We start from the raw sequence: 23480 nt of genomic DNA, 5'->3' as shown, positions 1-23480 counted from the left end.
TCCGAACAGAGAAGTTAAGCCCACCAGAGCCGATGGTACTGCGGTAACACGTGGGAGAGTAGGTCGGTGCCAAATCTTAAAAGCCTCAAAACAGGCTCTTAACAAGAACCCTTGCAGTAACAACTGTAGGGGTTTCTTCGTTTATTGAAATAAAATATCAAAAACCAAAAATGAATAAAGAAACAACAGCAGAAAGCAAATGTGATTGTTATGCCCAAAACCTTTTAAAACGCAAACTTTAATTATTTTGGTTAACTTGAGTAGTTAATGATCCCCTAACTTTCATGGTTGCTGTATGCCTCAAAAGCAATTTCTAATGTGGTTTTTTCAGTGTAAATTACTTCTTCTTTTGGAGTAGGATTTTCTATCCTCTTAAAAATAGTTAACGAGTTTGCAGCAATATTTAACTCGTAAGCGGGTAAAAGTTCCTTAAATTTTAAAGGGTTAATTTTTAATACAGTACGGACGTGTAAATTATTTGTTTTAATCATTGCAATAATTCGTTTGCTATTGGTATCGTTATTTCTTTTAAAAAGTAAACCTTTACCATGTTCTAAATAAATTCTATTATAGCCTTATATCTGCAGTTGATGTATTGTCCTCATGAACATAATACGTCGCCAAAATATAATAAGCAAATACAATGAGAGGTAACCTTCTCATTGCCAAATAGAATCAATTCAATTTTGATACCAAGTTAAACAAAAAGAGGTAAAAGTTGTAGGATTAAGTTTATGTTTTTGAAAAATCAGGGTATAATCGCTTACGCACTATTTAGATTTATTTATTCGTAAGTTAACAAGTGCAGCATTTCAAGAAACTGGTATTTTTAATAATGCGAAAGTGAATAATTATCCTAAATTACATTATTATGCCTGATAGTAAAAGCTAGAGCTATCTATTTTATGCGGATTGATATGCCGGGAAGAAGGTTTAAATTTTCCACTTTCTTTAATTTTATATTCTGAACAATATCTCAATTAAAAACCTATTTAAGTTTTAACCAAATAAAGCCCAAATTATCTCATATTTATATTATTTGCCGACAAATGTCCTGAATAGCAATTGTTTTTGCCTCAATAATAATTATAAAATTTTTAACATGGGTATAAAATGTGCTGTTTAAGCTTCTAAATCATGCGATTCGAATTTCCCGCTAACGGATGTCAATTCGATTTTATATACAATGATGTGTTCATGCTCTACCTTGGGGATGCCGTGTGAAGGTTCTTCCGATGGTCTGTTGGTTAATGGCATAATGGTGTGGATTATGCCCTGCATCGCTTGCTGCCTTTCTTCACCTATAAGTTCGGAATAATTTCCCAAAAGTATGGCACTTTTCCACCGGAAGGTATCGATAATTTCATCGACCTGAAAACAAACTCGTGGGTTCGCCCGCATCATGTTTATCTTTTTGCCGTTCCCCGAATGGCCGTAAATTGCATTATTTCTGTAAACATAATTAATCGGAACAATATACGTTTCACCATCGGCATGACATCCAAGCCTGCCGACCACCTGCTGCTCTAAGAAATCAATGAGCTGGCCTTTATTTAAATCTCCTAACATAGTGGTGTTTTTTAATTTCTAAGCTAAAGCTACACAAATACAGAGCGAGAAGAGATGACAAGGATCACTTAATTAGGTGATTTAGATGGCTAGCGGAGATAAACTATTTTTGATTTTCGCCATTCCCAGGGTGCTATTGGGTTAACATCATGCCATAAACCTACTTTCTTTTCTCTGGCAATGATTTCTAGTTTCGCATAAAGCTTATCAGAAGAGTACTTCTTAAAATGCCAGGCCATGCCTTGCCTTATCATTTCCTGGTTGATGATTTGCTTTTTTTTATTGATAACAACGGCAATTAGCCTTTTATAACGATCGTATTTCTCTCCTTTAACATTAACCATCTGCCCGAAACATAAATCAGATAGTGCTTTTTTAGCATTATTACCGAATGGCTGCGAACCCCTTTTTTCCGGGCAATCAATATGGGCTAAACGGACTTTTACTGGCGCATGCTTGTACAGCACTTCCATAGTATCGCCATCTATAATGCGAATTACTTTGGCCGTAAAATCAAGTTGGCTGCTATATACAGGCTTGCCCTCGCTTGCCGGAATATGGCAGGCTTGAAAGGTTAATAATAAAACTAGCGTAATTACTTTTCCCAGCCACATAATGTTTTACCGTCTTTTTTAGCTTTATCTATTGTGCTTTTAACAATTTTATAGGAGCAATTGCTTAAGCCACGGCAATTGGATGTATAGTGGTATTTTTTTGTATTGCCATTATTGCAGATGTAAACTTCTTTTGGAGCCAGCGAATACTTTATAGTTATAATAAAGAGTAAAAGAAATAGTGTTTTCATGAAATTTGGGATGTGATTAAAGAGATGTTACTTACTGGTTTTTTTATCCTGAGAATCTAATTTTATAAAAATTGATGTAATTATTCCGATAGCTATAACAACATCAGCTACATTCCATAGGGGGCGACCTAATGCTATTTTGAAAAAGGGTTAAAAAAGTAAGGCCAGTGTACAATAGAAAATAAGCTCTTTTTGATATCCTTTCTTTTGAGCATCATAAGCTAAAAATGCAAAACCGATTAGCACAACAAAGCGTAAGAGTTGATAGTAGTATCCATAAGGCATGTTTAGCAGGCAAAGGAATATCATTGTTGATAGTATTAACTTAATTAGATTTATCATCTGTATCGTTTAACTATATAGAATTGCCAAGTATATTTCGTATTTCCTTTGATTTCTTCATTGCCAATGTTAGGTATCACTCCAGCCGCAGAAGCCCTATAATGGTATGAATTTGGAGATAAAGTAATCGTTTTCTTTTCTTGGAAATTGAAATGATACATCTCTTCATTAAGCTTGAGGGTTAATATTTTATTTGTGTTATTGTAAATTTCAATTTCTGGATTGTAGCCTGATGGACTTCCATCTGGAGTGAACATTCCCGGTTCATTTAACTTTATTTCCTTTATTAGTTTCACAAAAGATTTTTTAACAAAACCTTCTTGATTTGTTTTAATATCAATAATGTTAAAAAAATCATTGTCTAGAGCTAAAGAAACTATAAAAATTTAGGTGCCTGGTTTTAATGATTTTAAAATCTCATAATCTATCCCAGGTCCTGTGCGGAGGTTAACAATTTTTATTATTGAACCTAAATAAGATTGTCCAAAGCAACATTTAATACTTAGACAAAGCAGCGTTGTAAATAAAAGTTTTTTCATGAGAGTTTATTAATGATAAAAGGGTACTTCAACATTTGGGATTAGTGTCCTCAATATTAGGCTGAGCAAAGAGGATAAGCTAAAAACTAATCCTATTAACATCGCGGCTTTAATTATAAAATAACTAATGTTATCGTCTTCCATTTCCTGATGTTCATCAACTTTTAATCTGATAGTATTTATTAGAAACTTTATTACAAAAAACCACAGAACAAACCATATAAAGCCTACACCTGTAATTAATGATATTGATTGAACTAATTGTAGATTGAATTTTTTTGGGTTAATTTTAATTAAATTATCGATAACTTCAGTCACAGTATTTATTACGACTGAGATTACATTTGAGCCAGATAAAAAAAGTGCAGCGTACCATATTCCAAATGATACTTTGAGCCTTCCATCATTGTTGAGTTTGGATTTAAACTTCTTCGTCAAAAAGTAAATAATAAATATTAGCAGCAAAAAGGATAAGATAACCGAAACTGAAATGGTGATTAATTTTAATGAGTTCATATTATTTTGATTTTAAAGAAATTCGCCAGTAATCTGTATTTGAAATTTCATCTGAAAGAATACCGGGCTTGATATTTTGTACCGTCGTTTCCCAGAAAATATATCGTTGGTTATTGTAATTAAAAGAAACCCCTTCATAAGGTAAGTTTATACCCAGAATCGAGTGGCTGTAGTGCGAACTGCTTAATAAAGCAACATCATAATTATAATGAGATAATACTGTATAAAGTAATAAAGTTCGGGTATCGCAATCTCCATTCAAATTGGCAACAAATTCTACAGGTGTATTGATGCCGTATTTTTCGAAACCGTCACATCTCGCATCAGGACTGGAAAGATACTTGGCAGTAAATTCATCTTGGTAATACTTAGAATTACATTCGTTTGGAAGTATTATTGTGTAAGGAATGGCCTGTACGAATGAAACTATTATCTCCGCAAATTCCATAGGATTTGGTTTATTCCCTCTCTCTATTGAGTCGAACATAGAATATAGTCCGGCTAATTTATCCTTATCATTCTCTTTAAGTGAAAAAATTATTTTGTCGTAATTATTTTCACTATCACCTGAAATATCCAGATTTTGTTTGTAAAAATGTGCCTGATCCCAAGCGCTTTTTTTGACTGAAAAATTTCCTTCGTAAGTTTTACCTTTATAGTCTTCCCAAGTCATATAATGGGTAATCAATGTATCTAGAATTTGATTTGATTGATTTGAAGGTCTGGGATTTATAACAGGCGTATATTTTGGTTTTTCAATTAAAGGTTTTGGTTTAACAACTGCCTGTTCCTCTTTTTTATAACTTGTGCCAATTAGTGATGAAATTATTGCGAATGAGAATAATAATCCAAATAAAATAAAAGCAATCCTGAATATCCAATTCCAGAATTTGGAAGGTAATAAGTTTAATAGGAACGGAATTAAAATAAACGGTAATAGGAAAACAAGTTTTGGAATTAAAAACAAAATAAACAGAATTCCAAGACCGATTCCTAATATGCTCCCAAAAGAACCCAAACAGCCACTATTATTGGTTACAGTCCGGGGAGTGTATTTCCAGGTACTCCATTGGGATCTCTTACTACTACCATAAGTATACTCATGCCTTATGTAACTACCCGAGGTTTGTGTTCTTCCTGTATATTTAGTATTGATAATTTCAGCAATCCAATTACCCCAATATTTACTACAGTCAGTATTATAGTATTCTTTCCTGAAATATTTTATACCATTTTCGACTTTTTCTTCAGATTCGCCGGTTTCACCGAAGCATTCGTCAACAAGTATCTCCTCTTCATAACTCTTAATTTCCCTTACATAACAATAGAATGATCCTGTTATAATTCCGAAACTTTCACCTTCGTGTTTAGTTACATTTGTAATTTCTGGATTAGGAACAGTTAGATTTAGGAGGTGTAATTTATAATTCTGAATTAATTTATTCTTATCAAGAATCTGACAGCTTATCGGCTGTTCTATATTTAAATTTAAAGGTTTATTTTCGGCAAAGACTTTCAAAAATTCCTCTGATGTTTGTAGCTTACAAGTTTGTTCAATTACAGCATTAGTTTGTGTAATCTTTAATTTATAAAAGGTTTCTCTTAAAATATTCTCCGCATCTCTTTCATCGTGTTTACCGCAATACTTAATAAAGATTTTTCCTTTTAAATACGTTCGTTCTTCTTTATATTTTGTAGTAGTTTTAGTATATGTTCTTTTGTTTTTATTTGTTTGAGCTTTCGTTGTGGATTCATATTTGCGCTTTGCTTTTTTATCTAGTAAGTATTGATCATAAGCGAAACGCTCATCCTTATTCCCAAGAACTTCATATGCTTCATTAATGTCTTTAATTAAGTTTTCACATTCCGAATTATCAGGGTTTAAATCGGGATGGTGTTTTTTGGCCTGCTTCCTGTATGCAAGTTTAACTTCATCAATTGTTGCTGATGCATTAAGCTCTAAAATCTTATAATAATCCTTTTTAAAGTCTTTCATAACTCAATCAGGTCATTAAAAAAAGTTTCCTGATTCAAATATTCAGGTTGAGTTTTCTTTTTTGTATTAAATGGTGGATCTGAAAATGGTTCATAAAAGTTAACGTTCATCAATCCATATTTTTTTTCAAACATCTGTGTATATTTATATTTAAATACAGAATAGTCTGAAAGCACCAGTATTTTGTCATTAGCTTTTTTAATCTTGTAATACTCACTTGTTCCGGAGATAGAATAAATTAATAAGATTGGAGTAAAAAATAGCACCAGAACCAAAGTTACAATCAGAAATGAACCAGGATATTTGTTTGCAATTTCTATTCGTTTAATAAAGAAATTAGAGTTATAGATGGTCTCTCTAGCCTTAAAGTTTGCCAGATTTATTTGGTCATTTATTTTAAGAACTTCAGCATCAATTTTTGATATTTCGGTATTTAAGGTTTCCGATTTAGCCATCAATTGATAGCTGTTTTTTTCGCTAAGCAATTTGGCTATATCTGTAGCATAAAGATTTGCATTGACTTTCGAAAATTCCTGATATAATTGAGTTTTGTATTGCTGCAAATCGTTATCCAAGTGATGCCTGTATAAAAATATTTTTATTGGTTGAGCAAGCAGAAAACCGATCATAAATACAAATCCGATTCTTGATAAATTCGAAAGGTTAAAAAACTTAAACCGATAAGTAGTAGGAAATACTTCTTTAGAAAAGGTCTGAATCAGGAATATATAAATGGTGAAAAACATTAACGAAAAAAAGGAGGATAGTAAAATTTCTGCATGCCACATGTCAAACATTAAATCAAAGGCATAGAATACGGAGCAAAAACTAATTGCTAGAATGCCTAATACTAAGAACCCTGCAAAATAAAATTTAGGTAGATTATCATGCTCCGATTGTTCCAGAATAGGATAATCAATGCCAATCAAACTTACAATAGATCTTCTGCTCCAAAATCTGACATACCTTTGCTTAGCCATTACTCTTCACTTAAATATGCGTCCGGATTATTATTAATGTCATTTTGCTTTTTATGCTTCCATGCATTAATCGCCTCATTGCTTAAAGCACTTTGTGCTTCAAGCAGCTGAATTTTTTCTTTCAGGATTCTTAATACCTGATGATTAATAACAAGATCTCGTTCTATTCCTTCTCCATCCGGATAAAAGTTATGTTGAATTTCAATACCCTTATCTGCTTTAATTAACTCTTTAATGTTTTCTTCCATGTAGTCATAAGGACTTTTAATGAGCATTAACTTGAAGAAAATGGGTGTTAATTCGATTGTCATAAATAACAGCGTAACAAACATGGAAATTACCCACCCGGCTTCTTCATGTGCCAGTTTTATTCTTTCCAATAAACCATCTAAACCCGCGGCAACCTTTCCACTTTCTTTTAATTTATTAAGTTTATCTGTTTCTAAGGCTTCAAGATCCTTTTTCACCTTTATAAATTCCGGGTCACTCTTTATTGCGGTAACTTCTGCTTGATTTGAGACCAGTTGATTTTTAAATTCGGTGCATTTCAAAGAACAACCACCATGAGAATTTTCATAGGCTATATCCGCTTTTCGGACTGTGCTAATACTGTCTAATCGGGCAATCCTGTTAAGCTGCTCTCTGATTATAGCCTGCTTTTTGTCAATCTCGCCATTTGCAACTTTCTCAATCTCGGCTTTATAAGCTTGTTCCTGTTTAATTTGTTTAGCGTGTAAAGCAACATCAATTTCTGTTTTGAACATTCTTATCTCAACAGGTTTTGATATGGTTAAGGCGATAATAGCACCCATAATAATGCGTGGAAGTGCACCAACTAATTCTTTTCTGGTAATTGCTTCGGTTCCATCACCTTTGCCTGTACTTGTAACAATAAACCTATCGATGTTGAATATAATCGCACCCCAGATTAATCCAAATACAATTGAAATTAATGCTGTAGGTACATCCGTAGGGTCGTAATTACTGGCAATGCCTTCAACTGCCTTGAAAGAATCTATCGCATTTCCTTTTGGTGCAAATATGGTGTAAAACGCATATCCCCCGGCTATTGCTGCCATTACACCAGTAGCGATAATAATTCCGCCAAGGCAAACATATTTGATCTGATCACCATATGTACTTCTTTCCAAAATAAACCGGTCAGCACCTGCAGCTTTCCAAAAAAGCCGCATGAATCTACTTGACTTCGGAGATTGATAAAATTCACTATTCATAAGATTGTTAATTAGGGTATGAAATATTGATAATTCTTTTGATTTGTCTTTCGTCGACAAGATTTGCTTTAAAATAATTCAATTTTAGTTTTGAAAACTTTTGTTTTGGATTTGGGATTACGATTTTAGCTTCAAACGAAACCTGCAAGGTTGCAGGGAATTCTATAGGTTCATTTATACTTACTTGATGGAGTTTAAGTAAATATTTTCTGCTGCGCCAGGAATTGGAAATAATAATTTCTAATTGGTCCACATTTCCATTAATTGCAATATAGGCTGAACCTGATTTTAAAAAGGATTTATATTTGAGCGATTTAATTTTTAACCAATGTGCATTTTCCATGCTCCAGCTAAAAATGAGATAACTTTTATCTTCAATGATATAGTCAGCATAATCCAATTTAGCCAAATTAGGAAGCTTAACAGTAAAGATGTTTTTTATCCAGAAACAGACTGTCTTAAAATTTCTCATAAACGCTTAGCATTAATTATTTTGATTTCTAAGGAAAAACCAGGTAAAAATTGAATAAATGAAATACCGGTAACAAGTATTAATTCGGGTAGATTGTGCATGATGGAGAGTCATTAAGATATTATCTGTTGGTATACAGATATTTACGTTAAATATATCTTTTATTTTAATAAAACAATAATTCTATTTTACCTAAACTACAGTCTTGATTTTACAGTATTTCAATTTTTCTTAAATGTATTTCCATTTGTTTTTGAATTGGTTACATACCTGGATTGAGTAACAGTAACATTTGAGTCTTGATAAAATGTTGTCTCATTTTGTAGTGGTGCTTCCATATTTAATTTTATTAAATGATTTATACCTTGATATTTGTTATCTCAAAAATATGCAACCCCGCAAGTCTTTCTTTACGGTTTCCCGTAAAGCAAAAAACTATTTTGAAGAAAAAATAATGTAGATTTTGGCTTCCCGGCAACCTAATAAATTTACCTGCCGGAAAAAAAGGATTTCAAAATGCGGGATTGTTCCTGATGTAAATGTAAGCGAACATTGGAACAATCTCCTGCATTTATCTGAGCGTTGAGGCATTAATTTAAGTTAATATTGCGCTATCGTTTGATGAAGCTGGGCTCGGAAATTATAAATTTCATCTAGGTTGGTCAGCAATATTTTTTCTCCGGCATCTTTCCCGTTTGAAAAGTTTCCAGGTATTTTTTTGATGTGTTAAAATGGAATCGGCAAATGGGTTTCCTGTTGTTGTCATCGAGCAATATTCCGAAGTAAGATTGCGTATCCCTGGGTGAAATTCGATCGGATGGAATCTTTTCCCGTAAAATGGCCTTCACGATTTGAAAAGCTTCTAATTCTTCAGCCGTAGTCACAACTTTTGAAACCTCAGGATGTACATCAACAGGATTTGTTTTACCATCATCAGACTGTTCAATTTTTTCATTAATGTTTAAAGCCGATTTTAATCGATAACTGATTGATTCATTTATAGAAGTAGTCAATGCCTTTTTAGTATATTCTTTAAATGTTGCCATACGGCTTGCCGTTAATGGCTTATCAAAGAATCTGCTTACTAAAAGTTTAACAATTTCATCAGAAGGGTTTTCAATATCTTTTTCGAATTCTTTACGGATTGCTTTTATGTATTTCAGGGCTTCTGCAGAATCTAAAATATTCTCCAGGTTATATTCGTTTTTGGTAAAGCTTTCGAGTATTTTAATCGAGCTGTCTTTTAAATCCTCAATATCAATGGTTAAGAAAGGTTTCTCATCCATGATGTTCGGTTTCTCCAAATCAGAATAAAAATTATAAATAGTACCGTTTGTTAAAACACCAAACCTGGCTTTAGATACATGGTAATACCTGTGCAATTGAGAATTGTGTGCATCAGCATTTTCTTTCCAGTGTTTGCATTCGAAAATTAAGATGGGCTCGTTATTTTTTTTGATAACATAGTCTATCTTCTCGCCTTTTTTGGTTCCGATATCGCATATATGTTCAGGTATAACTTCTGTTGGGTTAAAAATATCATAGCCTAAAATTTGAATAAATGGCATTACAAAAGCGTTTTTGGTGGCTTCTTCAGTATTAATCTGATCTTTTAAACCGTTTACCCGCTGATGGAGTTGTTCGAGCTTTAATTTTAGTTCCATAGTTTTAGGAATGATTTTTCTGTTGGTCTATTCAAAAGTACCGTGCTGGAAAGCACTTTCCTTACGGTTTCCCGTAATGCAAAAAACTATTTCGAAGAAAATATAATATGAATCTTAGCTGAAGGGCTGCTTATCAAAAAGCTAACCGATTACTGAAAACTTAATATCGCCTCCTGCAAAATAACAACTAGCTACCTCTACGATAAAGTTACCAACTGCTAACATAGAACCATCAACTGAAAGTTTAAAACTACTAACTGAAAGTATAGAACTGTTAACCGCAAGTTTAAAACTGCCAACTGCAAATTCAAAACTATCAACTGAAAGTATAGAACTGTTAACTGAAAGTTCAAAACTGTCTACTGCAAATTCAAAACTATCAACTGAAAGTATAAAGCTACCAACTGCAAGTATAAAACTATGATCGGCTATACTAAATAGAATACCATATAACCCGAATTCAATAATTATTTATGGAAAATCATGTTGGTTTAATGCTTAATCTAGCCTTATTGTCCTGCTGAATTTTCCATATAATTTTTTGCATTTTTAGGAGCATTCAGGAGGGCTAACATGAAACGGTTAGATAATCTTATTTGCGATACAATACGCAATAAGTTGCCCGTTATTGGTCATATTCAAGGATGTTTTAATCGTATTAAGGCGTTTTTCAATACTGCTTAGTCCCGATGGTTCCATCATATTTTCCTTTAAAAGATCGGGCATTTCCTTTTGAGTTTTTCCGCTGGAAAGTAACGAAACAATCATTTTATCATAATCCGTAAAATGATGAATATGCGTTTCTTTTTGTCGGAGATTAGGCGAAACGTATTTTTTGTTTCTGTAAATAGTTTCTATAGCCAGTTTAAGGTCTTTGGCATCGTGACGTGCTTTCGGAACATAAGCATCAATATTCAATTCTTTAAAAATAGAATTGGCAATAAGCGCCCGGTTTTCACTTGAAAATACCAGCACCTTTATACCTGGCTGTACCTCTTTCACCGCCTGTATAAGTTCTTTGCCACCAGAGATTTTTTGTTTTGGGTAATCGTCGTCAAAAGATAAATCTGTAATCATTAATTCGTACGGATTGCCTTCGCGAATCGCTTTTTGTATTCTTGCAAATGCATCATCACATTGAAATACATAATCTTTATCAACTACTGTAATGCCAAGATTACTCATAACATTACGCAAGGAGAGATTTGCCATTTCATGGTCTTCGGCGATTAATACATTTTTGAACATAACAATATTTTAAATAGGAAAAGAGAATTTAACATTAAGCCCCTCGTTGGCTTTAGTGTCAAAAGTAATTATGCCCGAAATACTTTTAATACGGGTTTCCGTATTCTTCAATCCGTTTCCCGGCGAAAAATGCTGAATGCCTTTTCCATTATCCGAATATAAAACCGTAATGCGCTGTTGCTCATGTTGAAATGCTAATTGTACTACATCCGCTTCACTATGCTTCTTCATATTAGTCATTAATTCTTGCAAAATGGTAAAAACCTCCTCTTTAGCAGTTTCTTGTACGGTCTCCCAAATTTTTTCTTCATTTCCGTTTACAACGATATTAACCTTTGCCGATTGATAAGAAGAAAACATTTTTGAAAGCGCTTTCGCAAAGCCTTGTTTATATTTTGTATCGATGCTTTCGTAAGAAAGGTCTCTTGAAATGTGATAAATTACATCAAGTTTTTCGGCCACTTCATCTTTATCCATTTGTGGGCGGTTGTCTATCTCATTCATTACCTGATAAATCCTGTTGGCAACATGATCGTGAACCTTTTTTACATACTTTATTTCTGTGTTTTTAACTTCAATTTCCTTCTCTTGTCTTAGAATTTTTTGGCGTCTTCTATACCAAAGATAACTGGCTGTTGAAAAGACAATTAAAACACCAATCCCGATGTTTCTGATAAGTATGCTGCTTTGTTTCTTTATATTTTCTGCCTGGGCTTTTAAAAAGTCTGCTTTATTTTTTTCAGTTTCATAGCGGATGAGTGCAAACTGGTTTTTAGCGGCACTTCGGGCAGTTTGAACACTGTCACTTAAATTCTGGTAAATTTCAAAATATTGACGGGCTTCTTTTTGGGGACTGAGTTTGATTAGTTTTTGAAGGGCTTCTAATTGATCATCGGGGCTAACCAATGTTTGCGCAATGTGATACATTTTTTGCGCATAAAGTAAAGCAGAATCTGGATGTTTCTTCATGTAATAATCAGCAAGGTGTGCAAAACTGGAATTTTGACCCCATAAATTATTATCACTTAGCCTAATGGATAGAGCCTTTTGAAATAAAGGTGCTGGGTTGAAATCAGGATTTTGTTGCCATTTAGCTTTTGCAATATTTGACAACTTCATAGCAGATGTCGAAGAAGATTCATCTCCGGCAGATTTTGAAAAATATGAGATAGCTTCACCATATCTTTTCAAATACAATAAGTCGACCCCAATATTGTTATAGTAGAGATTTAATGCCGCAGTGTTTTTGGTGTATAATATCGCTTTTTTGAAAAAAGTATTTCCTTCTTCATACCGCTCCAATCCGTTTGAAACGTTTCCTAAAGTGTTGTAGTTCGAAGATAATAATTCACGTTCGACTTTTTTTGTAGAGTCAAGGTATGAATCAACCTGTGTTGCCAATTCCTGACTACCAAAATAATCACCTTTTAGATAGGCAATTTCTGCCATGTTAATTAAGCTTTTAGCAACACCGATACTATCTTTACGTCCTAAAAATTCGTCTTTTGCTTTACTTAATGAGATGTATGCGCTGTCCAATTTACCACTATCCCGATAAACCCAAGCTTGAGTGTAATTTTCGCTTAAGGTTTGTACTCTTTGCCGTGTTGTAATTTTTTTACAGGAAACAAACAAAAGTATTATTAAAAAAGAGTGTGAGCGTAAATTTTTCAAGGAGTGATAATTTACCCCTAATATAAAAAAAATAAGCGGGCAATTGCCCGCTTAAAATAATTATCGTGGAGGATTAGTTCCTGTTTCACCACCAGTTCCATCTCCTGGATCGATAGGATCTCCAGGGTCACCCGGATCGCCTGGGTCAGCATTAGTAGTACTTACCGTTGTTCCATTGCATGTTGCAGAATGGTTTGTGTTCGATGGTGTTGCCAAGCCTAATAGGATGGCAATAAATAATGGTATAAACATGACTTCAAATTTTTAGAATGATTTAACTCAGCAGGTTCCCCGCGGTCATTCGCGGGGATTACTGCAATTGCAAATCAGAAGGCCTTCTGAAAATTTGGGAAGTGTTTTGAGTTTCAATCGCGGGAGCTTATAACTGCTTCCCAAACCGGTTACGAACCACCGCGATATCTACTCTTTTATCAATCAGTTTTTTTATTTAGCTTCGATAGCGAATCGTTGCTTGTTCCGATTGACAGTACAAATATGTGGAGGTTAAAAAGCTATTGGTTAGGGAATTCCGGTTGTTCTCATAATTCTTTTTTAATTCTTTTTGGATTCTGGAAAACCGTAAAATTCCTGAAATTCCTTTTTTATTTTTACGCTTAAATTTTTGAAAAATGCCTGAAGATTATCAAGACGTAGTATTGGCTGCTTATAAGCAAAAACAGAAAGAAGAAGGCATGGGGCTACCTTTAAAACTATTAAGACCAACTACCGCGAAATTGAAAAAAGCTTGTTTAAGAAAGTATGATGCTAGTGAAGAAGCTAAAGATATATTTTCAGAGTTTTTTGATAAGGATAGGATAGAAACTGACTTTTCTTTGATTATATCCAAGGCTGATGATGGTTGTTTTAGGCCATTATTAAATCACCTAAATGGGACAACTACCAAGACTGATGAAAAAAATACTGAACTCTTAGCATGGTTAATAGATTTTCAGCCAAGACCAAGTATTTCATATTACAAAAATTTAGAAAAAAAAGCTAAAGAAGAAGATGAACAATTAGTTGATGATATTGAGAAAACAACATCAACTGAACCTGAAGGTTTTAGTGATCAGGAGAAAGAAAAAATTGGAAAACAACCAGACACTGACGGAGAGAAAGAAAAACCTGCTGGTATAAAAATCTGGAAAAACCAAAACATCAGGAAAGCAGTTTATGCTTTTATTGCAGCATTTGCTGCAGTGGGTGGTAGCTACTTTACCTGGAAATTGGTAGATAAACAATGTATGTATTGGACAGGAGACGAATATCAACCAGTAACATGTGATACGAAACTACCCGAAGCAGCAGTAGTTGCTTTAGATGATAATAAAGTTGATCATTTAAAAAGAATCACGAAACGTGATACATTAACCAGCTATTCTATTGGTAAAGTTTTCTATGGTAAAATAAATAGTAAAATTGAGTTTTATACAGATAGCGGAGATAACCCTGTAAATAATGAAAAGAGGCTTTTACCAATGACTTCTTACATTTTTGATAAATATATTTTACCATTAAAGCGGTAAAAATTTCATTTTAGCACGGGTAAAAGATTTCGTTAACAACGCCGAAAATCAACCTCAATCTTGAACCCTTCCTTTTCCAGAGGAAGTTGCCGTTAGCCAAATGGAGGTTTTAATTAAAAAACTTTCCTAAGCCTTATCTTGCAGCAGCAATTATTTAAAAATAATTTTTAAATGAGATGCAACATTATTCCAGATCCTGCGACTTGCAGATAGAAACCTATTACGAAGCTAATTTAACGACACCATATTGCAGCCGAAAGAACAGATAACTGATCAGGAATTGATTGTATTGTGCCTTGAGGGTAAAGATGCCGGCTATACCGGGCTTTACAACCGATATGCAAGGCGTATTTACAATTCAATAAGCCGCATTGTTGCCCATACCGGCGAGGCGGAAGATATCCTTCAGGAAACTTTTTTTACAGTATTTAGCGAGCCGGAAAAATTAAAAGGTTTGGTGAGTTTCGAAGCATGGTTAAGGCGCTTGGCAATTAACCGGGCAATTAACCATTTGCGAAAACGGAAAATTGTTTTTGCAGATTTAGGCGAAATGGAGCCTGTTGCCGAAGAAGATTACGATGTAAATGAAAATGAAATCTTCGAATGTAAGGTTGAGGATGTAAAAAGAAGCATAGAAAATTTACCCGATGGTTACCGCACCATTTTAAACCTTTACCTGTTCGAAAAGATGAATCAGGAAGAAATTGCAGCAATGCTTGGAATATCGCATGCTACGGTGCGCACACAGTACCACCGGGCGAAGAAAAAAATAGTAGCACATTTAAAAGACAAGTCTTATTATGAATGATCCGATAAAAGAATTTGTCGAGCAGAACAGGGCAGCATTTGATGAGCTTGAAGCGCCCGCTTTTAACCTCGAAGAATTTAAGGCAAGGTTACAACCGGTTCAGGAAAGAAAAAGTAAGAACTTTTGGCTCACAATTGGAGCCAGATGGTTGGTCGCGGCCTCCGTTTTAATTGCATTCGGCACAGCCTTTTTACTGTTGAGGGAAAACAATTCAACACCTTCCTTAAATAAAGGTGTACAAATGGTAAAAACCAAAACCGGTAAAACAAGCAAAGAAATTAAGGTAACTGAAACCAGTAAAACCCCACAGATTGCAATTGAAAAACAGTTCGAACATCCAGTTGCGGCAAGAAAATTAACGAAGGCATTTGTCTCGCTTCCAATCAACAATGTAAGCGATAACGTTTATGCAAAGCTTAGCGATAGCAGTTCTTCGAGTACCAGGTTATCGGCAATACTGGCGATTGATAAAGCTGGACAAATAAGCAATGATGTACTGGATAAGTTGGCCAAAACATTAAATGGAGATGATAACAGTAATGTCAGGCTCGCAGCGTTAAGCGTACTTGAAAAATACAGTTACGATGTGCATGTAGCTGCCTTGTTGGTACACTCCCTAAATACACAAAACGACCCAATGGTACAGCTTGGCCTGGTTACTATATTGGGAAAAATGAAAAACTTAAATATTAACGATAAACTTTATGCCCTTGCCAGCGACCCAAATACTTTTGATGCCGTGAAGGATGAAGCGTACAGCATATTATTAAAAGAAGATAAATTATAATAAAAAGCAAACAGATGAAAAAACAATTAGCAGTACTTTTCTCCCTCGTGTTCATCACGATAGCGGCTTCAGCACAAAAAGAATATAAGCTGGCCAAAAGTACAGGTAAATTAAACCTGAACATTAGCGGTGCAATTGTAGAAGGTTACAACGGTAACGAAATTATTTTCAGCACAGCCAAATCTGAAAATGATGTGGTTGATGAGCGTGCAAAAGGACTTAGAATAATCAGCGGTTCGGGTTTTACAGATAATACTGGTATGGGCATCGATGTAACGGAAAAAGGCAATGAAATAAATGTAAATCCCGTAAGTAAAGTCGCTCGCAGAAGCATCATCACCATTAAAGTTCCACAAAACATTAAAATCGCTTTCAACAACACCAGCACCAATCAGGAAGAATTGATTTTGAAAAACCTGAAAAATGAGATTGAAGTATCGGTAAGTTATAATAAAGTTAAATTAGAGAATAATACGGGCCCGATGAACATCAAAACACTTTATGGTTCCGTTGATGCAATTTTCTCTGGTGAAATTAAAGGTCCGGTTTCGATTGTTTCAGTATACGGTTATGTAGATGTTTCAATGCCCTCAACTACAAAAGCTAATGTTGAATTGGGAACAAATTATGGAAATTTATATGCTGCTGAAGGATTTAAAATTGCAGTAGAAAAAGGCACAACAGAAAAAACCAATGCGTTATCGACTGTAAATTCGCTACAAGGGCTCGCAGTAACAACTTCAGGCTATTCAATAAATGGCAACGGTACGGTTAGTTTAGAACCATTTAGCAGAGGAAATAAGGAAATGCTTAAAGGCAAGCTGAACGGTGGTGGAGCAGATGTAATATTAAAATCGAACTACAAAAATGTTTATTTAAGAGAGAAATAGGCATCCGTTGATAATTTTCCAGCCTACTCGAATGCAATTTCCTTTTGCCTTCTGTTAGGCGCACCTTTGTAAAATCACCAAATCATGAAAATACTATTTTTCTGGCTATATATAGCCTTATTGCCATGCATTGCCCTTTCTCAAACGAGGATAATTAAGTCATATCCTGTCGCCAAAGGGCAAACAATTGAATTGCGGTTCGATTATCCAAAAGTTGTTCGCATCAGTACTTGGGATAAGAATGAAGTTTCTGTAGAAGCGACTGTTAAAATTAATAATGGCGAAAGTAACAATGCTTTTAGCCTGGTTCAATCTTCTGATGGTGGTAAAATAGCCATTGGCAACAAGCTCGATTTGGATGAAATTCCAGAAACTTATTTTTTGGTTGAAAACGGCATTAAAACCCGCTTTACAACTAAAGCTGATATGGATAGTTACCGGAAGGAAAAAGGCGGTGTTAGCAATATATCCTCTTATCAGCAAAAAGATATAGAAGTAATACTGGATATTAAGGTGCCTGCAAATGTGGCTACAGATTTGGCTGCTGTATATGGTATGGTTGAGCTGGATAATTTTGATGGCCCGATTAAGGTTGACGCGAAATATGGTGGTATAGATGCCAGTTTAACGGAAAGTAAAATTGGTAAAATCACCATGACAAACCATTTTGGTAAAATTTACAGTAACCTTAACTTAAAACCTACGGAACAAAAGGAACAAAACTTTTTTACATCCATAACTGCTACTCCGGGTAAAGGACCTGATTATGACATCAGCTCAAATTACGGCAATATTTACCTACGCAGTTCGGTTAAATAATCAACTCGCGGTGATGGAGAAGGAAATGGTTTGATTATAGGAAAACCAAATATTCTGATTATAAAACCCTGAAGAGGTTATCTCATAAATTCGAAATGCCATACAGGGCCTTTCGAAGGACTTGCAAAACTACCTTTTAGGGTGTTTCGATGCTTCTAAAAGCTCAGCACAGGCTTAGCTCAACCTGGCGCAAGATGCAAAGATAAATTGATTTATGAAATGGCCTCTTTTTGTTTTGAATCAAGTTTAATTATGAATTTAATTTATTTAGTGTGCTTGTGTATGTATTTGAAAATTAATAAGTTAAAAGCATTCTACTTCCCAGCAACGTTCCCAGCTTTTGCCTGCATCTAACTTAATTATACCTTCTTTATAAGCTAACTTTTGACTATGATTTACACCATCAGCAACGCCGCACCAAGGCTCCAAGCAAACAAATGGTGCGTCTTTGGCGGCCCAAATTCCAAAGAAAGGGAAATCATCAAAATGAAAATGCAAGCCGAAGTCGTTTTTAGTATTTAATAAACTGATGCAATTGCTTTGAAGGGTTTTAAAAACCAATGCATCATTATAAAAAAGTTCATGGTTTAAATTCAATTTATGACCATGTAGCTCTATTGTTTCGGTTTCATTTTCAACCAAACCGTCAGCAAGTTTCCAGTAGGTTATCTTCTCATCATCGTTAAAAGCAAGGTAGTAATCCTCGTAATTGGTATCAGATGTGTTTGGAATGGCAAAAGCAGGATGAGCGCCCAAAGAAAACAACATTTTTTTGCTACCCTTATTAACAACAGTATAAGTTAGGCTTAACTTTCTTTCTATAATTTGATAGGTAAGTTTCAACTCAAAAGGAAAAGGAAAAATGCTTAAGGTTTCTGCTGTATCCGATAAGGTAAAAACGGCCTCGATATTACTTATTTTTTTTGCCGAAAATTCTTTATCTCTGGCGAAACCATGCCTTGGCAAATTATAGGTTTTATCTTTATAAATGTAATTGTCGTTTTTTAATGAGCCTACAATAGGAAAAAGTACAGGACTATGTTTTGCCCAAAAGCTGGCATCTCCGTTCCATAAGTATTCAATTTCCGTTTCTTTGCTGAATAAGCCTTGCAGTTCGGCGCCCTTTTCGGCTATATTAACCTTTAAAAAATCGTTTTCGAGTATTATCATTACATTTAAAAGTAACAAATTTGAGAATAATTTATGTGCATTTAGTAAAATTTAAAGAAAGTAATTTTAGTCAAATTTTCTGCACATAAGTTTGGCAACATTATTTGATTGATATTTTTTAACTAGTTTTGGATATCATCTTGGAAATGAAGTTTAAGCCTTTAAAAAAAATCGCAAATAGCAATTAAAATTCACCTTTCTCTTTTCTTGATATTACAAGTTACTTTAGCTCAAAAATCAAACAAAAAGTATGGCAATCGATTTAAGTAAACTTACAAACGCAAAGGTTAAAGCCGCTATACTTGCTTTACAAAAGGGTGATGGTAAAGAATGGTTTCCATTATTTTCTGCTGATGTGATGTTTTACGATGATGGAAATCAAATGCAATTTAACAACTTTTTTAAAAAAGCCTTAGGCCACGAAAGGTTTACCAGCATTGATAAAGTAGATAATAACGGATTGGATGTTTACGGAAATTTTCACTCTAACCAGTGGGGAGATTTTAAAGCCTTTTTTAAATTCCAGATTAATAAAGCAGGTAAAATAAACCGGTTGGATATCGGTCAGTTCAATTAAATATTGGCAGTTTTTAGTTGGTAACTGCTTAATTACCAACTGAAAGTTGATTAACTATTCTCTTCCCAAATACAAGCTATATTAATAATGGTTTGCACAGCTTTTTCCATATCCTGAATGCTAACCCATTCTTGCTTGCTATGGAAAGCATGCTCACCAGCAAAAATATTCGGGCAAGGTAAGCCCATATAAGATAATCTTGAACCATCAGTTCCACCACGAATACTTTGCCTTTTAGCTTTTACACCAGCTCGTTCTATGGCTTGAACACCGTATTCTACAATTTTCGGATAACGATCTAAAACCTGTTTCATATTTCGGTATTGTGCTTTCACCTCTAAATGATATGATGAATTTGGGTATTTTTTTATTACAGCATCTACAGTTTGTCTTAACAAGCTTTCGTGTTCTACTAACTTTGCATCAGTAAAATCGCGGATAATGAATTGAGCTTCGGCTTGCTCTGCTTGTCCTTTAATTCCAACAGGATGGATAAAACCTTCTTTTCCACTGGTAGTCTCGGGTGTTAATTTATCTTTTGGTAAACTGTCTAAAACCTCGGCAAGTATTTTTATGGCATTTTCCATTTTACCTTTTGCAAAGCCAGGGTGGCTACTAACACCGTTAATTGTTAATGTTGCGCCATCTGCAGAAAAGGTTTCATCTTCAATAGAACCCAAAGTTTCGCCATCAACGGTGTATGCAAAATCTGCTCCTAATTTTTTTAAATCAGCCTTATCAACTCCTCGCCCGATTTCTTCATCTGGTGTAAAAAGAATTTTTATGGTGCCGTGTTTTATATCCTTATTCTTCATTAAAAAACTTGCTGCTTCCATTATTTCCGCAACACCAGCCTTATTATCCGCACCAAGTAAAGTTGTTCCGCTTGCGGTTATAATATCATTGCCTATTTGATACTGTAAATCTATGTGCTCTGAGCGTTTTATAACTACCAACTCATCATCTGGCAGAATTAAATCTTCACCCTGATAATTGCTATGAATTATAGGCTTTACATTTTCCCCGCTGCAGTCGGGCGAAGTATCCATGTGTGAGCAAAAACAAATTACAGGAACAGCTTTATTCGTTGTTGAAGGAATTGTAGCATAAACATAACCGTTACCATCCATACTTGCATCGGCAATTCCAAATGCTAAAAGCTCTTTTGTAAGTTCCAGGCCAAGGCCTGTTTGCTTCTCAGTTGATGGACAGGTCGGAGATTCAGGGTTAGATTGGGTATCAATTTTAGCATACTTGATAAATCTATTCTCTAAAGATTTGTTAAAGTTTTGGTACATCATCATAATTCCAAAGGTAAAAGTTATAGATATTGAATAAACATATTATTTTTGTAAAAAAAAGCAGTATAAATTATAAGCATTTGAAACATACATTCGTAACACTTTTCTTATTGTTTCTTGTTTTGTTCTCTAATGCTCAATCTAATTACTTTAAATGGTCTTATGGTTTTGGTGCAGGTGCAAATTATTCTAAAACAGATGTTGTTAAAGGTAATTGGGGCCATACCATTAGTGGTAATATCGATTATAATTTTACACCATTTATAACAGGGGGGTTAGAAGGCCAGTACGGTATGGTACAGGGTGGGGATATTTACACAGACCCAAATAATAGACAGTTCGTAAATAAATACACAGGTATTAATGCCAATGTGAAATTTATGCTTGGCGAATTTACAAACTATAATAAAACCAATTTTTTATACAAAATTAGGGGATTATATGCTGGAATTGGTATTGGCGCAATAAATAATAACATTACGGATATTGTACGTATTAAACCTAGCTTTGCTTATGATGCTGGCTATGGTCCTTTTCCAGGCGAAGATAAAAGTGTTAATTTATGGGTTCCGATAAATTTGGGTATAAATTTTTATATGAATGATGGTTGGGGTTATGTGCGTTATGTTATTAATATAAATGCGCAAAGTAATTTTACTTTTGGTGAAGGGTTAGATGGTTATAACGATCCGGAAACTAGGTTTAAAAACTACGATCCGGATACTTACAATGTTTATAGCATCGGCTTTAAGTACTATTTCGGTAACATTAAAGTTTACCGCAAAACACTTTAATCATTTCTTTAATTACTTAATTGTTACATGAATAAAATCTTCGTGTTTTTGCTGCTACTGAATACTTTGCATGCTTTAGCGCAACAAACTCCTTATGAGAAAAGCAGTAAAAGAGAAACGACAACTTATGGTGCCGCAATTTCTTATTATGAATCTTTAGCGAAATCTTACCCTCAAGCTAAACTGTTAACCTACGGAAGTACAGATTTCGGAAAACCATTGCATTTGATGGTCTTATCAAAAGATAAGATTTTTGATCCTGCTCAAATCAGAAAAAATAACAAACGAATTTTATTGATAAACAACGGGATTCACCCCGGAGAGCCTGAAGGTATCGATGCTTCGATGATGCTTGCAAGAGATTTACTTAAAGGAAACAACCTACCAAAAGATGTTGTAATTTGCATTATTCCGCTTTACAATATTGACGGAAGTTTTAACAGAAGCGGAACATCGAGAGCTAACCAAAACGGCCCTGTAGCTTATGGTTTTAGAGGCAATAGTAAGAATCTTGATTTGAACCGCGATTTCATTAAAACGGATTCAAAAAACTCAGCCGCTTTTCAGCTAATTTTTAACACCTGGAAGCCAGAAATTTTTGTCGATACACATACCAGTAATGGTGCAGATTATCAATATGTAATGACGCTTATTCCAACTCAAAAGGATAAGTTAAATTCAATTTTATCTGCATACTTAACCAAAACTTTAGTCCCTGATTTATATAAAGGAATGGAAAAAAGAGGATACCCAATGATTCCTTATGTAAACGCTATCGGCCAAACACCCGAAACTGGTATAACAGGTTTTATCGAATCACCACGTTATTCTACCGGATACACAACTTTACACAACTCAATTGGTTTTATGCCCGAAACACACATGTTAAAACCGTTTGATTTACGTGTAGATGCTACTTATAAACTCTTGCTAACTTACATCGATATTGTGCAGCGTGATGCAAAAATAATAGGTATAAATAAACACAAAGCAGATGAATTTGTTGCTACTCAACAAGAATTTGCTTTGGAATGGACATTGAATAGAAAAAAAGGAGATAGTATTCCTTTTAAAGGTTTTGAAGCCGGGAAAAAACCAAGTGCCATTAGCGGAGTTGATAGATTGTATTACGACAGAAGTAAGCCATTTACTAAAACCATAAAACAATGGAATAATTTTGAGCCTTCAATAAGTATTCAAAAACCTATTGCTTACATCATTCCAAAGGCTTGGGATAAAGCAATTACTTTGCTAAAATTGAATAATGTTAAACTTAAACAACTAAAGGCTGATGTTAAAATTAAAGTTGAAAGTTATTATATCGGCGATTTTAAAACTGGAACCAGGCCTTATGAAGGACACTATTTGCATTCTGCCCTTAAGGTAAGCCCTGTTGAACAAACGCTGCAATATTATGCAGGCGACTATGTTATATATGCAAACCAGGCAAGCAATCGTTATATTATAGAAACATTAGAACCCCAGGCAATAGATTCATATTTTAACTGGAATTTCTTCGATTCTGTATTGGATATGAAGGAACATTACTCTGCTTATGTTTTTGAAGATACCGCAGCAGAATTATTAAAAAATAACCCAGCTTTACAAGCTAAATTTGAAGAAAAAAAATCTGCTGATACTGCTTTTGCAAAAAGTGGTTCTGCTCAATTAGAATTTGTGTATAAAAATTCTGATTATTACGAAAAAACGAACAATCGTTACCCCGTTTCACGCTTAATGTCAAACATCAAACTCGATTTAAAATAAT

Annotated in this window: 24 protein-coding genes, 1 rRNA gene and 1 pseudogene; 9 read left to right on the top strand and 17 right to left on the bottom strand. The window is 34.3% G+C overall.

From position 1 onward, the window contains the following. A 5S ribosomal RNA gene (gene rrf / locus IEV50_RS19995) occupies positions 1 to 75 on the top strand; the annotation flags it as partial. A gap of 200 nt (positions 76 to 275) precedes the next feature. On the opposite strand, the gene IEV50_RS03500 is transcribed toward rrf, so the two are convergent. The 15 genes and pseudogenes from IEV50_RS03500 to IEV50_RS03430 form a co-directional block, all read right to left on the bottom strand. Continuing rightward, complete coding sequence (locus IEV50_RS03500) at positions 276 to 491, bottom strand: hypothetical protein (RefSeq protein WP_188411843.1); 216 nt, start codon at positions 489 to 491, stop codon at positions 276 to 278. Between the two features lie 631 nt (positions 492 to 1122). After that, positions 1123 to 1569 (bottom strand): pyridoxamine 5'-phosphate oxidase family protein, encoded by a 447-nt coding sequence (locus tag IEV50_RS03495; protein WP_188411842.1) that lies wholly within the window; start codon positions 1567 to 1569, stop codon positions 1123 to 1125. 89 nt (positions 1570 to 1658) lie between these two features. Then, a complete protein-coding gene (locus IEV50_RS03490) occupies positions 1659 to 2183 on the bottom strand; it encodes a thermonuclease family protein (protein WP_188411841.1) in 525 nt (174 codons plus the stop codon). Next, positions 2165 to 2374 carry a hypothetical protein gene (locus IEV50_RS03485; RefSeq protein ID WP_188411840.1) on the bottom strand — a complete coding sequence of 70 codons (210 nt, stop codon included), beginning with the start codon at positions 2372 to 2374 and terminating at the stop codon, positions 2165 to 2167. Before IEV50_RS03485 ends, IEV50_RS03490 begins: the two co-directional genes overlap by 19 nt. Positions 2375 to 2401: 27 nt before the next feature. Further along, positions 2402 to 2716, bottom strand: a pseudogene (locus tag IEV50_RS19800) (DUF6804 family protein). Then, positions 2713 to 2973 (bottom strand): hypothetical protein, encoded by a 261-nt coding sequence (locus tag IEV50_RS03475; protein ID WP_188411839.1) that lies wholly within the window; start codon positions 2971 to 2973, stop codon positions 2713 to 2715. Before IEV50_RS03475 ends, IEV50_RS19800 begins: the two are co-directional and overlap by 4 nt. Before the next feature lie 291 nt (positions 2974 to 3264). Then, positions 3265 to 3771: a hypothetical protein gene (locus tag IEV50_RS03470; RefSeq protein WP_188411838.1), complete on the bottom strand. Its 507-nt coding sequence runs from the start codon at positions 3769 to 3771 to the stop codon at positions 3265 to 3267. 1 nt (position 3772) lies between these two features. Continuing rightward, positions 3773 to 5767, bottom strand: a complete 1995-nt coding sequence (locus IEV50_RS03465) for a DnaJ domain-containing protein (protein ID WP_188411837.1) — start codon at positions 5765 to 5767, stop codon at positions 3773 to 3775. Then, positions 5764 to 6747: a DUF4407 domain-containing protein gene (locus IEV50_RS03460; RefSeq protein WP_188411836.1), complete on the bottom strand. Its 984-nt coding sequence runs from the start codon at positions 6745 to 6747 to the stop codon at positions 5764 to 5766. The genes IEV50_RS03465 and IEV50_RS03460 overlap by 4 nt, the downstream gene beginning before the upstream one ends. Continuing rightward, positions 6747 to 7982 carry a DUF4407 domain-containing protein gene (locus tag IEV50_RS03455; protein WP_188411835.1) on the bottom strand — a complete coding sequence of 412 codons (1236 nt, stop codon included), beginning with the start codon at positions 7980 to 7982 and terminating at the stop codon, positions 6747 to 6749. Before IEV50_RS03455 ends, IEV50_RS03460 begins: the two co-directional genes overlap by 1 nt. 7 nt (positions 7983 to 7989) lie before the next feature. Next, on the bottom strand, positions 7990 to 8454 hold the full coding sequence (locus IEV50_RS03450; RefSeq protein WP_188411834.1) for a hypothetical protein: 465 nt from the start codon (positions 8452 to 8454) through the stop codon (positions 7990 to 7992). Between the two features lie 662 nt (positions 8455 to 9116). After that, positions 9117 to 10118: a type I restriction endonuclease gene (locus IEV50_RS03445; protein WP_229746605.1), complete on the bottom strand. Its 1002-nt coding sequence runs from the start codon at positions 10116 to 10118 to the stop codon at positions 9117 to 9119. Positions 10119 to 10700: 582 nt separating this feature from the next. Beyond that, positions 10701 to 11366, bottom strand: a complete 666-nt coding sequence (locus tag IEV50_RS03440; protein ID WP_188411833.1) for a response regulator — start codon at positions 11364 to 11366, stop codon at positions 10701 to 10703. A gap of 9 nt (positions 11367 to 11375) precedes the next feature. Next, positions 11376 to 13040 carry a tetratricopeptide repeat-containing sensor histidine kinase gene (locus tag IEV50_RS03435; protein WP_188411832.1) on the bottom strand — a complete coding sequence of 555 codons (1665 nt, stop codon included), beginning with the start codon at positions 13038 to 13040 and terminating at the stop codon, positions 11376 to 11378. 60 nt (positions 13041 to 13100) lie between these two features. Then, on the bottom strand, positions 13101 to 13292 hold the full coding sequence (locus IEV50_RS03430) for a hypothetical protein (protein ID WP_188411831.1): 192 nt from the start codon (positions 13290 to 13292) through the stop codon (positions 13101 to 13103). Between the two features lie 377 nt (positions 13293 to 13669). Here IEV50_RS03430 and IEV50_RS03425 point away from each other — a divergent pair, with 377 nt between their 5' ends. The 5 genes from IEV50_RS03425 to IEV50_RS03405 all read left to right on the top strand — a co-directional run bounded on the left by IEV50_RS03425 (position 13670) and on the right by IEV50_RS03405 (position 17870). Beyond that, entirely contained in the window at positions 13670 to 14566 is an 897-nt protein-coding gene (locus tag IEV50_RS03425; RefSeq protein WP_188411830.1) for a hypothetical protein, read from the top strand. Between the two features lie 247 nt (positions 14567 to 14813). Beyond that, a complete protein-coding gene (locus IEV50_RS03420) occupies positions 14814 to 15374 on the top strand; it encodes an RNA polymerase sigma factor (RefSeq protein ID WP_188411829.1) in 561 nt (186 codons plus the stop codon). Then, complete coding sequence (locus IEV50_RS03415) at positions 15367 to 16161, top strand: HEAT repeat domain-containing protein (RefSeq protein ID WP_188411828.1); 795 nt, start codon at positions 15367 to 15369, stop codon at positions 16159 to 16161. The genes IEV50_RS03420 and IEV50_RS03415 overlap by 8 nt, the downstream gene beginning before the upstream one ends. A 14-nt stretch (positions 16162 to 16175) precedes the next feature. Beyond that, entirely contained in the window at positions 16176 to 17051 is an 876-nt protein-coding gene (locus IEV50_RS03410) for a DUF4097 family beta strand repeat-containing protein (RefSeq protein ID WP_188411827.1), read from the top strand. Between the two features lie 84 nt (positions 17052 to 17135). Beyond that, a complete protein-coding gene (locus IEV50_RS03405) occupies positions 17136 to 17870 on the top strand; it encodes a hypothetical protein (RefSeq protein ID WP_188411826.1) in 735 nt (244 codons plus the stop codon). Between the two features lie 303 nt (positions 17871 to 18173). On the opposite strand, the gene IEV50_RS03400 is transcribed toward IEV50_RS03405, so the two are convergent. Next, on the bottom strand, positions 18174 to 19040 hold the full coding sequence (locus IEV50_RS03400; protein ID WP_188411825.1) for an aldose 1-epimerase family protein: 867 nt from the start codon (positions 19038 to 19040) through the stop codon (positions 18174 to 18176). Between the two features lie 250 nt (positions 19041 to 19290). Between IEV50_RS03400 and IEV50_RS03395 the strand changes: the two genes are divergently transcribed. After that, on the top strand, positions 19291 to 19617 hold the full coding sequence (locus IEV50_RS03395) for a hypothetical protein (RefSeq protein ID WP_188411824.1): 327 nt from the start codon (positions 19291 to 19293) through the stop codon (positions 19615 to 19617). Positions 19618 to 19667: 50 nt separating this feature from the next. On the opposite strand, the gene pepT is transcribed toward IEV50_RS03395, so the two are convergent. Beyond that, entirely contained in the window at positions 19668 to 20921 is a 1254-nt protein-coding gene (gene pepT / locus IEV50_RS03390; RefSeq protein ID WP_188411823.1) for a peptidase T, read from the bottom strand. A gap of 77 nt (positions 20922 to 20998) precedes the next feature. On the opposite strand from pepT, the gene IEV50_RS03385 reads away from it, so the two are divergent. Then, positions 20999 to 21712, top strand: a complete 714-nt coding sequence (locus tag IEV50_RS03385; RefSeq protein ID WP_188411822.1) for an outer membrane beta-barrel protein — start codon at positions 20999 to 21001, stop codon at positions 21710 to 21712. 27 nt (positions 21713 to 21739) lie between these two features. Further along, a complete protein-coding gene (locus tag IEV50_RS03380; protein WP_188411821.1) occupies positions 21740 to 23479 on the top strand; it encodes a M14 family metallopeptidase in 1740 nt (579 codons plus the stop codon). Position 23480: the final 1 nt, after the last annotated feature.

Source organism: Pedobacter mendelii (genome assembly GCF_014635725.1).
GTDB lineage: Bacteria > Bacteroidota > Bacteroidia > Sphingobacteriales > Sphingobacteriaceae > Pedobacter > Pedobacter mendelii.
This window is presented reverse-complemented; position numbering and strand designations above follow the sequence as displayed.

What these genes read in the sequence shown, in the direction of transcription:
- IEV50_RS03460 (WP_188411836.1), bottom strand. Translation starts at nt 6,747, where the DNA reads ATGGCTAAGCAAAGGTATGTCAGATTTTGGAGCAGAAGATCTATTGTA.
- IEV50_RS03495 (WP_188411842.1), bottom strand. Translation starts at nt 1,569, where the DNA reads ATGTTAGGAGATTTAAATAAAGGCCAGCTCATTGATTTCTTAGAGCAG.
- IEV50_RS03475 (WP_188411839.1), bottom strand. Translation starts at nt 2,973, where the DNA reads ATGTTCACTCCAGATGGAAGTCCATCAGGCTACAATCCAGAAATTGAA.
- IEV50_RS03490 (WP_188411841.1), bottom strand. Translation starts at nt 2,183, where the DNA reads ATGTGGCTGGGAAAAGTAATTACGCTAGTTTTATTATTAACCTTTCAA.
- pepT (WP_188411823.1), bottom strand. Translation starts at nt 20,921, where the DNA reads ATGATGATGTACCAAAACTTTAACAAATCTTTAGAGAATAGATTTATC.
- IEV50_RS03430 (WP_188411831.1), bottom strand. Translation starts at nt 13,292, where the DNA reads ATGTTTATACCATTATTTATTGCCATCCTATTAGGCTTGGCAACACCA.
- IEV50_RS03395 (WP_188411824.1), top strand. Translation starts at nt 19,291, where the DNA reads ATGGCAATCGATTTAAGTAAACTTACAAACGCAAAGGTTAAAGCCGCT.
- IEV50_RS03425 (WP_188411830.1), top strand. Translation starts at nt 13,670, where the DNA reads ATGCCTGAAGATTATCAAGACGTAGTATTGGCTGCTTATAAGCAAAAA.
- IEV50_RS03380 (WP_188411821.1), top strand. Translation starts at nt 21,740, where the DNA reads ATGAATAAAATCTTCGTGTTTTTGCTGCTACTGAATACTTTGCATGCT.
- IEV50_RS03445 (WP_229746605.1), bottom strand. Translation starts at nt 10,118, where the DNA reads ATGGAACTAAAATTAAAGCTCGAACAACTCCATCAGCGGGTAAACGGT.
- IEV50_RS03465 (WP_188411837.1), bottom strand. Translation starts at nt 5,767, where the DNA reads ATGAAAGACTTTAAAAAGGATTATTATAAGATTTTAGAGCTTAATGCA.
- IEV50_RS03440 (WP_188411833.1), bottom strand. Translation starts at nt 11,366, where the DNA reads ATGTTCAAAAATGTATTAATCGCCGAAGACCATGAAATGGCAAATCTC.
- IEV50_RS03485 (WP_188411840.1), bottom strand. Translation starts at nt 2,374, where the DNA reads ATGAAAACACTATTTCTTTTACTCTTTATTATAACTATAAAGTATTCG.
- IEV50_RS03400 (WP_188411825.1), bottom strand. Translation starts at nt 19,040, where the DNA reads ATGATAATACTCGAAAACGATTTTTTAAAGGTTAATATAGCCGAAAAG.
- IEV50_RS03405 (WP_188411826.1), top strand. Translation starts at nt 17,136, where the DNA reads ATGAAAATACTATTTTTCTGGCTATATATAGCCTTATTGCCATGCATT.
- IEV50_RS03415 (WP_188411828.1), top strand. Translation starts at nt 15,367, where the DNA reads ATGAATGATCCGATAAAAGAATTTGTCGAGCAGAACAGGGCAGCATTT.
- IEV50_RS03500 (WP_188411843.1), bottom strand. Translation starts at nt 491, where the DNA reads ATGATTAAAACAAATAATTTACACGTCCGTACTGTATTAAAAATTAAC.
- IEV50_RS03450 (WP_188411834.1), bottom strand. Translation starts at nt 8,454, where the DNA reads ATGAGAAATTTTAAGACAGTCTGTTTCTGGATAAAAAACATCTTTACT.
- IEV50_RS03470 (WP_188411838.1), bottom strand. Translation starts at nt 3,771, where the DNA reads ATGAACTCATTAAAATTAATCACCATTTCAGTTTCGGTTATCTTATCC.
- IEV50_RS03410 (WP_188411827.1), top strand. Translation starts at nt 16,176, where the DNA reads ATGAAAAAACAATTAGCAGTACTTTTCTCCCTCGTGTTCATCACGATA.
- IEV50_RS03455 (WP_188411835.1), bottom strand. Translation starts at nt 7,982, where the DNA reads ATGAATAGTGAATTTTATCAATCTCCGAAGTCAAGTAGATTCATGCGG.